Source organism: Paenibacillus sp. FSL R5-0490, from assembly GCF_001956215.1.
In the GTDB taxonomy this organism is placed as follows: Bacteria; Bacillota; Bacilli; order Bacillales; family Cytobacillaceae; genus Cytobacillus.
Genome location: NZ_MRTQ01000001.1, coordinates 198,838 through 211,284, shown reverse-complemented (window position 1 = coordinate 211,284; position 12,447 = coordinate 198,838). Strand labels below are relative to the sequence as shown.

General features: G+C 43.1%; 11 protein-coding genes and 1 pseudogene. 4 read left to right on the top strand and 8 right to left on the bottom strand.

What is annotated here, in order from left to right:
• Positions 1-37: 37 nt before the first annotated feature.
• Positions 38-1,045, top strand: coding sequence for a rod-share determining protein MreBH (gene mreBH, locus BK139_RS01000; protein WP_076255912.1), 1,008 nt, complete (start codon positions 38-40; stop codon positions 1,043-1,045).
• Positions 1,046-1,218: 173 nt separating this feature from the next.
• Here the strand turns inward: mreBH and mutL are convergent, their stop codons facing one another.
• The 6 genes and pseudogenes from mutL to BK139_RS00975 form a co-directional block, all read right to left on the bottom strand.
• A complete protein-coding gene (mutL, locus tag BK139_RS00995) occupies positions 1,219-3,141 on the bottom strand; it encodes a DNA mismatch repair endonuclease MutL (RefSeq protein WP_076255910.1) in 1,923 nt (640 codons plus the stop codon).
• A gap of 18 nt (positions 3,142-3,159) precedes the next feature.
• The gene (mutS, locus tag BK139_RS00990) at positions 3,160-5,760 is read right to left on the bottom strand and encodes a DNA mismatch repair protein MutS (protein ID WP_076255908.1); all 2,601 of its coding nucleotides are present in this window, start codon (positions 5,758-5,760) and stop codon (positions 3,160-3,162) included.
• A gap of 402 nt (positions 5,761-6,162) precedes the next feature.
• Entirely contained in the window at positions 6,163-6,780 is a 618-nt protein-coding gene (locus BK139_RS00985) for a PH domain-containing protein (RefSeq protein ID WP_048008949.1), read from the bottom strand.
• Between the two features lie 115 nt (positions 6,781-6,895).
• Entirely contained in the window at positions 6,896-7,285 is a 390-nt protein-coding gene (locus BK139_RS23795) for a VOC family protein (protein ID WP_175609042.1), read from the bottom strand.
• A gap of 345 nt (positions 7,286-7,630) precedes the next feature.
• Positions 7,631-7,945 (bottom strand): annotated as a pseudogene (locus tag BK139_RS24520) (VOC family protein); the annotation flags it as partial.
• A 155-nt stretch (positions 7,946-8,100) separates the two neighbouring features.
• Entirely contained in the window at positions 8,101-8,646 is a 546-nt protein-coding gene (locus tag BK139_RS00975) for an outer spore coat protein CotE (RefSeq protein WP_048008951.1), read from the bottom strand.
• A gap of 298 nt (positions 8,647-8,944) precedes the next feature.
• Here BK139_RS00975 and BK139_RS00970 point away from each other — a divergent pair, with 298 nt between their 5' ends.
• The 3 genes from BK139_RS00970 (at position 8,945) to BK139_RS00960 (ending at position 10,075) form a co-directional block, all read left to right on the top strand.
• Positions 8,945-9,319 (top strand): hypothetical protein, encoded by a 375-nt coding sequence (locus tag BK139_RS00970; protein ID WP_076255904.1) that lies wholly within the window; start codon positions 8,945-8,947, stop codon positions 9,317-9,319.
• A 43-nt stretch (positions 9,320-9,362) separates the two neighbouring features.
• A complete protein-coding gene (locus BK139_RS00965; RefSeq protein ID WP_076255902.1) occupies positions 9,363-9,659 on the top strand; it encodes a hypothetical protein in 297 nt (98 codons plus the stop codon).
• Between the two features lie 65 nt (positions 9,660-9,724).
• The gene (locus BK139_RS00960) at positions 9,725-10,075 is read left to right on the top strand and encodes a hypothetical protein (RefSeq protein WP_076255900.1); all 351 of its coding nucleotides are present in this window, start codon (positions 9,725-9,727) and stop codon (positions 10,073-10,075) included.
• A 102-nt stretch (positions 10,076-10,177) separates the two neighbouring features.
• On the opposite strand, the gene BK139_RS00955 is transcribed toward BK139_RS00960, so the two are convergent.
• Both BK139_RS00955 and miaB read right to left on the bottom strand, forming a co-directional pair.
• On the bottom strand, positions 10,178-10,603 hold the full coding sequence (locus tag BK139_RS00955; RefSeq protein WP_048008955.1) for a YlbF/YmcA family competence regulator: 426 nt from the start codon (positions 10,601-10,603) through the stop codon (positions 10,178-10,180).
• Positions 10,603-12,153, bottom strand: coding sequence for a tRNA (N6-isopentenyl adenosine(37)-C2)-methylthiotransferase MiaB (gene miaB / locus BK139_RS00950; protein ID WP_175609038.1), 1,551 nt, complete (start codon positions 12,151-12,153; stop codon positions 10,603-10,605). The genes BK139_RS00955 and miaB overlap by 1 nt, the downstream gene beginning before the upstream one ends.
• Between the last annotated feature and the right edge of the window lie 294 nt (positions 12,154-12,447).

Sequence of the window (12,447 nt, the reverse complement as noted above, 5' to 3'; positions counted from 1 at the left end):
TTGTTACAATATAAATTTGAAATTGGGTGAAGAAATCATGTTAAATACATCTGAAATTGGAATAGACTTAGGAACTGCTAATATACTTGTATACAGCAAAACAAAAGGAATTATCCTTAATGAACCTTCCGTAGTAGCAATTGATACAGAAACGAAAAAAGTGTTAGCTGTCGGTAAAGAAGCAAAAGAAATGATCGGAAAAACACCAGGCCGCATCGTTGCCATCCGTCCTCTTAAAGACGGGGTTATTGCTGACTATGACACAACAACTGAAATGCTTCGCCAGGTAATGCGAAAAGCATCGAAAAAAGTCGGATTCGCTATCAGAAAGCCGAATGTCGTTGTATGTACGCCATCTGGTTCGACAAGTGTTGAAAGAAGAGCCATTCATGATGCTGTCCGCAATACGGGTGCTAAGAAGGTTCATCTGATCGAAGAGCCTGTAGCTGCAGCAATTGGTTCAGGCATGCCTGTCGATGAGCCTGTCGCGAACGTAGTCGTTGATATTGGCGGCGGTTCAACAGAAGTAGCCATCATCTCCTTTGGCGGAGTTGTTGCCTGCAATTCAATCCGCATCGGCGGGGACAGACTTGACGATGATATCATTCAATATGTACGTAAAGAATACAACGTCCTTATTGGTGAAAGAACAGCCGAGCGTATTAAAATGGAAATCGGCTACGCGCTGATTGACCATGAAGAACTGACAATGGAAGTGCGCGGCCGCGACCTTGTTACCGGCCTTCCTAAGACTATTACACTGTCTTCCTATGAAATCCGCGATGCAATCAAAGAATCATTGCTTCATATTCTTGAAGCAATCCGAGCAACCCTAGAGGACAGCCCGGCCGAACTTAGCGGAGACATCGTAGACCGCGGTGTAATCCTTTCCGGCGGCGGTGCCCTTTTAAACGGCATGCAGGAGTGGCTTTCACATGAGATTGTTGTGCCTGTTCACCTTGCCCCAAGCCCGCTTGAATCTGTAGCGGTGGGAACAGGAAAAGCCCTGAAATTTATTGATAAGCTGCATACGGCAGTAAGATAACCTATAAGAAAAGCATTCATTTTGCAAAATGGATGCTTTTTTTTGGATTTTTAGCCACTTATGATTTCTTGTGAGGAAGGAAGAAAAATAGGGGCTCAACACCATTTAGTTTACATAACAATATTATTGTTTAGAAGAAAACGCCGAACCATCTGGTTCAGCGTCATTTCTTTTTACATTACCCTCTTAAACATTTTCTCCATTTCATAAGTGGAATAATGAATAATGATAGGCCGTCCATGCGGGCATGTGAAAGGATCGGAGGATCTCCGCAATTCATCAAGCAGGGCCTGAATTTCATCATTGCGCAGATGCTGATTCGCTTTAATGGAAGCTTTACAGCTCATCATGATGGCTGCCTCCTCACGCAGTTTTTTAATATCGACTCTCTTCATCGCTAGGAGCTGTTCAATCATATCCTCGATGATTTCCTGTTCCTCGCCTTTTGGAAGCCATTGAGGATGGGAACGGACGATAAAGCTGTTATGTCCGAACGGTTCCAGAAATACCCCCACTTTTTCAAGCTCCGCTTTATATTCATCGATTTTGATATAATCATCTGTTGAGTATTCAAAGGTAAGCGGAATGAGCATCTCCTGCAATTCGCTTTCAACCTGGCCGACCTTCTCCCTGAAATACTCGTACTTAATCCGCTCCTGTGCAGCGTGCTGATCAATTATATAAAGGCCCCGGTCATTCTGGGCAAAAATATACGTCCCATGCATTTGCCCAATCGGATAAAGCGGGGGCACACGCGATGGCTCCTCTACCGTGGCAGTCTCTGCGAAAAATTGTTCCATTCCTGCAGCTCTCGGCTCTTCGGACTGAATTATGTGCGGATCCGCTTGAGCCAATTCTTCTGATGAAGGGTTAAAATCCATGAAAGGTGCATCCTGCAAGCCAGGAGCTTTTGCAGCTTGCGGCTGGGCAGGATGACTTTGCGAACTTTGCAGAACAGCTCTGTCCGGATACTGCCGAACAGCCTCTTCCCTCCTTTCACGTACAAAAGAAGGCACCTGCTCGCGCTGCTCCGGCAAATGATCCAGATCAAGAGCTGTCTGTTCCGACTTAGGCTTTAGGCTTTTCGGCTGTGTAAACCCGGAAGGAATCAGTTCCTCTTTTTTAAATGCTGCTTTTAATGCACCAGATACCAGATCATTTAATTCATGTTCCTTACTTAAGCGCACCTCCATTTTCGACGGATGGACGTTCACATCGACTAGGAGCGGATCCATCTCAATGTTCAGGAGCACAATCGGATAGCGGCCGATTGGCAGCAATGTATGATACCCCTCCTGAATGGCTTTGGCCAATGAGTAATTCTTGATAAAGCGGCCATTGATCATAGTGGAAATGTAGTTTCTTGACGCCCTTGTAATTTCCGGCAGTGCTGCATAGCCGCTGATTTTAAAATCGAGTGAGCTCGCTTCAATCTGAACCATCTTTTTCACAATATTGAGCCCATAAATAGCTGCAAGCACCTGCCGGACATCCCCGTTTCCATTCGTCTGCAGGAGCTTCCGCTCATTATGGATCAGGCGGATGGCAACCTCCGGATGTGCTAGTGCCAGCCTGTTAACCACATCTGTAATATTGCCAAGCTCTGTGTGGATTGTTTTCATATATTTGAGCCGTGCCGGGGTGTTGAAAAATAAATCCGTTACAGTGAGGTCAGTCCCTTTTCTCCCGGGTGCCTTTTCCATCACGTCCACTTTTCCGCCTTCGATAACAACGCGCGTGCCCGCATCTCCAGTGGAAGTTTTCATCTCAATTCTGGAAACAGACGCAATACTGGGCAAGGCCTCGCCGCGGAATCCGAGCGTGCGGATGCGGAAAAGGTCATTTTCGTCCTTTATTTTACTGGTAGCATGGCGATGAAAGGCATTCAGGACATCATCTTCCTCAATGCCATCCCCATTATCGATGATGCGGATTTTAGCCAGGCCGGCTTCTTCCACTTCAATTTCAATAATCGTGCTTCCGGCATCAATCGAGTTCTCCATTAATTCCTTTACCACTGATGCAGGCCGCTCCACCACCTCTCCGGCAGCAATCTTATTTGAAAGCGAATCATCCAGCTGAATGATTTTCCCCATCTCATCACCCCCTGTTTATTAATTCTTCAATTTCCTATGCAGCTCATATAATGTATTTAATGCCTGCATTGGCGTCATATCCAGGATATCGAGTGCTCTGACTTTATCAATGACCTTCTTTTCTTTAGAGCCTATTGAAGGTTTCTTCACGTCTTCAGGTTCCTCAAAGAAGGATAACTGCGCAGCAGGCTCTGCAATTTTTTCTGCAGCAGGAATCTCTTTTTTCATTGGATGAGGGTCGTTCAATTCCAGCCCTGTTAAAATTTCATTTGCCCTGACAATCAGTTCATTCGGCAGCTCAGCAAGCTGGGCAACATGGATTCCGTAACTCTTATCTGCTGCTCCTTCTTTAATTTTATGAAGAAACACAACCCGTCCATTTTGCTCTACAGCGCTGACATGGATGTTTTTCACTTTTGGCAGTTCTTCTTCAAGCACGGTCAATTCATGATAGTGGGTGGAAAACAATGTCTTCGCACCAATCCGGTTGTGTATATATTCAATGATTGCCTGCGCCAATGCCATTCCATCATAGGTGGAAGTTCCGCGCCCGATTTCATCAAATAAAATTAAGCTATTTTGCGTGGCATTCACAATCGCATTTCTCGCTTCAAGCATCTCGACCATGAACGTACTCTGGCCGGATATAAGGTCATCAGCGGCGCCAATTCTCGTAAATACCTGGTCGAAAATAGGAAGCACTGCTTCTTCAGCAGGCACATAGCATCCGATTTGCGCTAAAATCGCAGTCAGTGCGATTTGACGCATATACGTACTTTTACCGGACATATTCGGCCCGGTAATCAGCATCATTTCCCTGTCCGCATCCATATAACAGTCATTAGGCACATATTCCTGTGCGTTCAGCACCTTTTCAACGACTGGATGGCGGCCGTCTTTGATATATACCCGTCTTTCATTTGAAAAATTTGGCTTTGTATAATGTCTCTGTTCGCTGACAGCGGCAAAGCACTGAAGAACATCCAGCTCACTAACCGTTTTCGCCAGCTTTTGCAATCTCGGAATATATTCTTTTACATATTCGCGGACATTCGTAAATAATTCATACTCAAGCTCCACACACTTTTCCTGCGCTTCCAGTATGAGTGCTTCTTTTTCCTTCAATTCGGGCGTAATAAATCGTTCCGCATTGGTAAGAGTTTGCTTGCGCTCATATTGTCCTTCCTGAAGAAGGTGCAGATTGGCGCGGGTGACTTCGATATAATAGCCAAACACACGATTAAAGCCAATTTTTAAAGATTTAATGCCCGTTTTTTCACGTTCCTGCTTCTCCAGCTGGGCAATCCAGGTCTTCCCGTTTCTGCTGGCATCGCGATATTTATCAAGCTCTTCATGATAGCCGTCCTGAATAATGTTTCCATCCTTCAAAGACAGCGGCGGATTTTCCATTATGGAGCTTTCCAAAGTATCCGTGACTTCTTCGCAGGCATCCAGGCGCTCAGCGAGCCTCACTGCTTCCTCATTCGGCAGATTTGAGACCATTTCTTTTAAAATAGGTATCTGCTGAAGAGATTTCTTGAGCTGTACAAGGTCGCGGGCATTTACATTTCCAAAAGCGACTCTTCCTGCAAGTCGTTCCAGATCATAGACTTCCTTCAGCTTTTCCCGGATTTCTTCCCGTTCAAAGAAAGAGCCTATCAGCGTTTCAACCAAAGAATGGCGGCGCTTAATTTCCTGTTCATCAATAAGCGGCCTGTCGATCCATTGCTTTAATAGACGTCCTCCCATGGCTGTCTTTGTTTCATCGAGTAGCCACAATAGCGAGCCCTTCTTGCCTTTGCTGCGGATGGTCTCTGTCAGCTCGAGATTCTTTTTCGAGAAATAATCGATTTTCATATATTGATTTACTTGATAAGTCGCCACTTTTTGCAGGTGATCCAGACTTCTCTTCTGCGTGCGGTACAGGTAATTAATTAATCTGGAAGATGTTCTCCTTAGCTTGTCCTGATTTAAATCACCCAGAAGTCCTTCAAAGGAGTCCCGGACTTCGCAATCATCCTCGAATGAAATCGCCATGACAGCTCGTTCTTTCATTCTCCTCTGCCATTCCCCATCAAAGTCGGAAGAGATGACTACTTCCTTTGCTCCTGACATGGACAGCTCGTTCAAAACCTCCTCAAACCCGTTGCTTAACATCGTTACCTTCGTCTCACCTGTGGATAAATCATTGGTGGCAAATCCAAAGGTTTCATCTTCAAAAGCAGTAATTGACGCAATGTAGTTGTTTTCTTTTTCCTGAAGACCTTTGCCTTCCATCATTGTTCCAGGCGTGATAAGCTGAACGACTTCCCGCTTCACAACGCCTTTTGCCTGTTTTGGGTCTTCCGTTTGCTCGCAGATTGCTACTTTGTATCCTTTTTCAATCAATTGTTCAATATAAACCGGTGCTGAATGATATGGCACTCCGCACATGGGAATCCGTTCTTCCGTGCCTCCCTCGCGGCTCGTTAATGTGATTTCAAGCTCCTGTGATGCTTTAAGGGCATCATCAAAAAACATTTCGTAAAAGTCGCCAAGGCGAAAAAATAAAAAGGCATCCTGATATTCTGCCTTTACCCGTAAATATTGCTGTATCATAGGCGTGTAAGCTGTTGCCATAACTTCCTCCAACAATCCATAATCTTTTATTTTTTATAGTTTTGTTTTAGAGAATTCCTCTAAAAACGTCTTTATCATTATATCATAGATTTTCAGGTGACTCAGATGTGCAATATTTGCCTTGGCTATTTCTTAATAGGTTTTGATGCATAGAAACAAAACCCGTTGATTTCCGCTCCAGGCACTTGCTTTCCGCGGGGAGGAACGGGAGCCTCCCGCAGGACATTGAATAAGCTTCCTCGGATAAACACCGCACGAAGGAAATGCGTCAGCATTTTCGAGGATCAAGTGCCCACAGCGAAGATCAACTCAGAGGCTAAACATTTTTTGCGTTTAGTGACCAACAAAAACAATCTTGCCACAATAAAACAGCAGCTCCCCAATGGAGAGCTGCCAGGATTCTTAGTTATTGATGTATTTTTCAAACACATAGCCGAAGTCTTTCACATTGTATTTCTTGCGGCTGTTCATCAGCCAGTTGAAGGCTGTTTCATTTAATACGCGGAAATTGTCCACTACGTTGGCATCCTGGTTGGATACTGAACGGCCAAGGGTGCTTGATGCCAAGCTTAGGCTCTTTTCAGCATATTCCATGGAAACTTCATTTTCGCGGCAGATTTCGGAAATGCGAATCAGGGCTTTATATAAATCTTTCAATTCTTCAATATGCTTTTTATGTACGTCGATCGAGAAGGCCTGAGATCCGATCACGAATTTGATTTCCACATCCAAATCAACTGTACCGGCTGTTTCCAGCATAACGTTTGAGATGGTGTATTCGCGGTAGCTGTAGCGCTTTAAAGTGCGCTTTTTGCTGACTGCACTGGTACCATCCAGATGAATAAGCGCCTTATTTGTAAAGCAATATTCATCGGATTTGGACTTGATCAGGAAATAGATTTTCTCATTATCTTCATGCAGGACATAATCATCTGCATCGACTTTGTCATAATCAGCCGGGTGAATGACACTTCCCACATCACTTAATCCCAGCACATCAGAAGCAACTTTTTTAAACATAAACCCTCATCCTTTCTGAATTCAGTTTACTACTTTGCTATTTTAACATATACAGGAAAACCATGGCTTTATCATTTTTAAAATTACACCGAAAGATCCCTGAAAACCGATAGCCTCATATACCCGGGGTATTCATTAATACAATCGGCCATCCATCGGGATCTTCAAACGTCAATCCGCCTCTGCCCCAGTATGGGTTTTCCGGTTCTGTTTCCAGATATCCAAGAGCAGCAAGCCTGTCGGCAATGTTATCCCTCTCCAGACGGTCTCCCACATAAAAAACTAAGAGATGCTCTTTAGTAGGCTGCGGAAGCTCCATTTTTCCCTTGCATTGAGTAAATTCAAGATGATACTGGCTGTCAGGCAGACCAAACATAATCCCATCATAGCCTTCATGGTTCCAAAATTCACCGACTCTCTTCAGACCCAGTCCTTCTTCGTAAAAGGCAATAAGCTTATCAAGCTGATTTGTCGGACGTGCAATGCGAAATTGTACAGCCGGGATGCTCCCTTCCCATTCTTTTCTCACAATCAGTTCGTATGGATATTTCTGATGCTTAATCCTGGCATCCCTTTGTCCTGATGCGTATATTTTAACAGGAGAAATAACGGCAGCCCTTTCAGTTGGATACCAATTCCGCCCCTCCTTCACCAGGACAAAAACGCCCTTGCTGTCCCCGTAAAAGGCAAACGTCTCACTCGAATCCATTTGTTCATTTTTCAGGTACTGATCAAATTCCTGCTCCATTGCTGTAACATCATTAACAGGCAAACCAACCTCTCCGACATCGTGCCATCGGATCCCCTTCTTTCTAGTTCCCTCTAAAGGACGCTCCAGCATTTCCAGAATATTTCCGTCCGGATCGATAAAATATGCCTGCTTGCCCTTCCAGAACATGCTGTACTCGCCTTTCTGATTTGGAACCAGCACACTTTCAGCCCCTAATTTCTGATACATATGATCAAAGTATTCGGCATTTGTCCGGAAACACACATGATAATAAGGAATCGCATCATCTTTTTCAAAAAGAACTTTTGTTGTGCCGGCCATTATCGTAAAATAACTCTCAGTCTCTGTCAGCAACTCCATCTCCAGCACTTTTGTGTAAAATTCTTTCATTCTGTGCACATCATGACACTTTAAATTCACTTGAAATATTTTCATCCTCGCCTCTCCCCTTTGTATCTGATAATTCCATTCTAAGTAAATGCTATTCAAAAGGATTCAGACTAAAGATGGAAGCTGCAGTCGTTATTTCGCTTGATTTTAGAGGAGAGTATAAAAAGAAAAACTAGGAAGTAAAACCTCCTAGTTTGTCATTACTCTTCTTCAGTTCCCACAAGAAAATCCGGATTTAAATCCTCGAATTCTTCATCTTCCACGTCAAGTCCCCAAGCGTCATCATCACATTCGCACTTGTCTGGGTAGACAGCTACACACACTTTTGTTTCGCCGATTACCTCGACCATGAATTCTCTTTCCACTGTGACGATGATTTTGTTGCCGTTTGGAGAAATGACAGCTTCACAGCAGCTCGGCTGCTGCAGTACACGGGCGATGATATCATGATCATCCAAACAGTCCGGATCACGGTACTTCAACTTAATGACATCTTTATACTCAACCCGTTCGGTAACAACTTCGGTTTTTGTATTATTGTTAAAAGAGTACCAAACGTTAATGTCATAATGGCCGCAGATTTCCACTGTTTTTCCAGCTTTTTTCGCCTCGTACGTATGGTTTATGATCCAGCAGCCAAGTATGCTTGACGGATGGTGTGACGGGCAGATCGTATGATTGGACTGTGTGAATTTACGTCCTTTCGCAACGACCGCTTTCGTTATAATCTCTCTGTAATCTCCCATTGCGAGCGAACCCTCCTCATTCATTTTCAATTCATCCTATGCGGGATATTAGACTAGTGTGCGATAATTTTTATGAATGTTAGGCAAAAGTATTGGCATGATTTATAGTATGCCGGAAGCGGGCGAATGTTCCGGTCTTAACAAATCCTGACGGAGATTAAATATGAATAATGGCTGCCATAGCTTTGCCCGCAAGTAGGTAAGTAATTGAAAAATGCACGTTTGTCCTATTACACCTGCGGAGACAGCTTGGCTAATGAATCAATATAATAAACTATCGATAAGGAGGTGAACAGGAATGGCAGACAAGGAGAACTCCAGCTATAAAGTTTCAATCAATGGAAAAGAGCTGACTGGGGAAGAAGCAAAACAATATGCAGAACAAATGGTTGCCAAATTTACCGAATCATTGGGCGGAATTTATACAAAAGGATTAGAAAAAATTCAGTCTGAAGAGTTAAAAGGAAATCTAATGGAAACTCTTAAGCCATTGAAAAACTTGGAAGGACCCTTCGCAAAAAATTCCTCCGGGATCGGGAATATGATTCCAGCATTAAAAAATCTGCTGCCTGTTGTGGAAACATCCGAGGATTATAAACAGGTGAAATTATCTGTAAACGGTAAAAAACTTTTGGATTTAGATCTTACCGACATGATGAAGAAAGATTCATAATCTGGACATCAGCCACTTCAATCAATTGAAGGAGGTGAAAACCATGCTATCAAGATGCTATGACGATTACGAAAATGACAATAGTGTATTGCCAAGCGGAGGAGCAGTAAATGGAGCAGACAGCGGCAACGAAGCTGAAGCTTTTACTTTCGCTGCACAAGCCAACCTTCCGCAAACAAATCTGAACGGGCAATTGCCGATTTCAGTAGGCGGATTTGCTGTCAATGCTGCACTAATCAACATTCCGATTCTTTCAGCTCAATACAATATTGCAAATGGAGGAGACTCCACAGCTATTTCTGTAAACACTACAACTCAGCAGCAAAGCAATAAAGCGTAATATAAAAATAAAGCCATTTTTCTATGCAGAGTCTTAAAATGTCCAAAAAGAAGGGAGGGAGTACCATGCTAAGTCAAAATATACAAAAACTGGATCTGGATCCGGAAGTCCTCAAGCAGCTGGGTATTCCAAAGGAGTTTATTGATATGGCTGCAGAAGCAGGAATACCGTCCATCAATAACCATGCTGCCGGCGGAAAGGGCGGACGGGCTATTAATCTCACATATGTAGATAATTACTCGACATTGCTCCTTGTATATACTTTCCTTCTTAACTTTTTGGACAAAAAGTCTGATGATGCAGGAACTAAAATGCTAAATCAATCCTTGCTGTCGACATTAAATGCTGCGATTATTGAACAGCAGGAGTATAGAAAAGAATTTTTAAAGGCAGTAGAACTATTGCGAAACCAATAAATGGCCCCCCCACAACCCATGGCCAATACCAATTCCTCCCTTAAATATAGAGCGTAAAAAACACCCTGCACTAACTGGTGCAGGGTGTTTCAGTTTCTGTAATTAATGTGAACAGCTGCTGTTCTTGATCTTTGATCCCGTTTCGCCGCTCAGCAAATCTCCGCCCGTAGTAGTAATGACTTCGTCTGTTACTGTGTTGGAAATCGTATTTGCCACAATTTGGAGCAATTCATTAACATCCACCTGGGATTGCTTGAATTCCTGTACAACAGGAATTTCATCCAGCTGCTGCTCCAATTTGGCTATTTTTTCTTCCGTCTTCTTTAATGCTTCAGCTTTTCCATAATGCTGAAGATTAACAGCCTGCTTTTGCAGACCTTTGATGGCTGTGATGGTTGCACTAACTTTTTCATTATCATTAATCTGTGCTTCTGCACGTTTGAAAAAATCCACTTCTTCTGTCTCTGCAATCATGCGTGCCAAATCCTTTGCACGTTCAACAATTTCATTCTTTGTGTATTTAGCCATTACTGATTCACCTCTACCGCGTCTAGTTCTTCAACCATTTCTCCGTTTAAGGACCATGTCTTTGCATCCGTTACTTTTACTTTTACAATCTTGCCGATTGCTGTTTTCGGCCCCTTAAAGTTTACAAGCTTGTTCTTTCTTGTGTATCCTGCAAGAATTTCAGGATTGTTCTTGCTTTCACCTTCCACAAGAACTTCGACAGTCTGGCCTTGATATTGTTTCATTGCCTCTGCCGATAATTCATTTACTACTGCATTCAGACGCTGAAGGCGCTCTTTCTTTACTTCCATCGGTACATTATCCACCATTTTGGCAGCTGGTGTACCTTCACGAGGTGAGTATATGAACGTATAAGCAGCTTCGAAGCCTACCTCCCTGTATAGGGAAATTGTTTCTTCAAATTGCTCTTCTGTTTCATTAGGATAGCCAACAATGATATCAGTTGTGAAAGTTGCTCCTGGAATAGCCGCTTTAATCTTGCGAACCAGCTCCAAGTATTGTTCTCTTGTATATTTACGTGCCATGATTTTCAGGACATCCGTAGAACCCGATTGAACCGGAAGGTGTATGTGTTCTACCAGATTTCCGCCTTTCGCAAGTACTTCAATCAGATGATCATCAAAGTCGCGCGGATGGCTGGTTGTAAAACGTACGCGTGGAATATCGATTTTGCGCATTTCATCCATCAAATCGCCAAGGCCATATTTCATATCCTCAAAATCTTTTCCGTATGCGTTTACGTTTTGCCCAAGGAGGGTAATTTCCTGATAGCCCTGTGCCGCTAACTGGCGAACTTCCTGAATGATGTCCTCAGGACGTCTGCTCCGCTCTTTTCCGCGTGTATAAGGAACAATGCAGTAAGTGCAGAATTTATCACAGCCGTACATAATGTTAACCCATGCTTTAATATTGCCGCGGCGCACTTTTGGAAGGTTTTCAATTACATCCCCTTCCTTAGACCATACTTCAATAACCATTTCCTTTGACATATAGGCTTCTTGAAGAATGTTAGGAAGACGGTGTATGTTGTGTGTTCCAAAAATCATATCTACCTGGTTATATGTTTTAAGAATCTTGTTAACAACCGATTCTTCCTGGGACATACATCCGCAGACCCCAATAAGAAGATCCGGTTTTTCTTTTTTTAAATGTTTAAGATGGCCCAGTTCTCCAAACACTTTATTCTCGGCATTTTCCCGGATGGCACATGTATTAAGCAAAATGACATTTGCATCTTCCACTGAGTCTGTAGGCTCATAGCCAAGCCCAAGGAAAATGCCGGCCATTACTTCGGTATCATGCTCGTTCATCTGGCAGCCGTATGTGCGGATATAGAATTTGCGGCCATTTCCCATGCCATGAAACTCTTCAGGGATGTTAAAATCTTTATGATATTTCACTTCTTCTTTACCGCGTTTTTTTGCTTCCTTTAAGGAAGGTGCAGTGTAAACAGTTTCAAAGTATTTGCTGTAATCCTTTACGGATTTTTTGTCCGAAGGATTTGCTGTTTGCACTTGCTGGCTTTCTAAACGTTGTTTTTCGTTCATCATTTATCCCCTTTCTCTTTCTCCTGAGAAGCATCTATCATTAAAACTCATTTTTCAGCTAATATCATGCTGCGCAATATACATGTGCACATTATTATAGTATAAGGCTTTCTGATAGTTAAAACAATAGAAAACCGCACTCAGCCTCTTATCAGCAGCTATTACCTGTATGTAAGTTCAGGGATATTTTTAATCCTGCACAATCACTAATACTAGACTAAATTTAGTATTTTGTGAGTGATAAGTGTCACATTGGATTCAAAAAAAGAAGCCCGGGTGCCCCGAGCTTCTGGTCTA

Bases quoted from the DNA above. Each gene is read 5' to 3' on its own strand.
- mreBH (WP_076255912.1), top strand. From the start codon at position 38: ATGTTAAATACATCTGAAATTGGAATAGACTTAGGAACTGCTAATATA.
- mutL (WP_076255910.1), bottom strand. From the start codon at position 3,141: ATGGGGAAAATCATTCAGCTGGATGATTCGCTTTCAAATAAGATTGCT.
- mutS (WP_076255908.1), bottom strand. From the start codon at position 5,760: ATGGCAACAGCTTACACGCCTATGATACAGCAATATTTACGGGTAAAG.
- BK139_RS00985 (WP_048008949.1), bottom strand. From the start codon at position 6,780: ATGTTTAAAAAAGTTGCTTCTGATGTGCTGGGATTAAGTGATGTGGGA.
- BK139_RS00975 (WP_048008951.1), bottom strand. From the start codon at position 8,646: ATGGGAGATTACAGAGAGATTATAACGAAAGCGGTCGTTGCGAAAGGA.
- BK139_RS00970 (WP_076255904.1), top strand. From the start codon at position 8,945: ATGGCAGACAAGGAGAACTCCAGCTATAAAGTTTCAATCAATGGAAAA.
- BK139_RS00965 (WP_076255902.1), top strand. From the start codon at position 9,363: ATGCTATCAAGATGCTATGACGATTACGAAAATGACAATAGTGTATTG.
- BK139_RS00960 (WP_076255900.1), top strand. From the start codon at position 9,725: ATGCTAAGTCAAAATATACAAAAACTGGATCTGGATCCGGAAGTCCTC.
- BK139_RS00955 (WP_048008955.1), bottom strand. From the start codon at position 10,603: ATGGCTAAATACACAAAGAATGAAATTGTTGAACGTGCAAAGGATTTG.
- miaB (WP_175609038.1), bottom strand. From the start codon at position 12,153: ATGATGAACGAAAAACAACGTTTAGAAAGCCAGCAAGTGCAAACAGCA.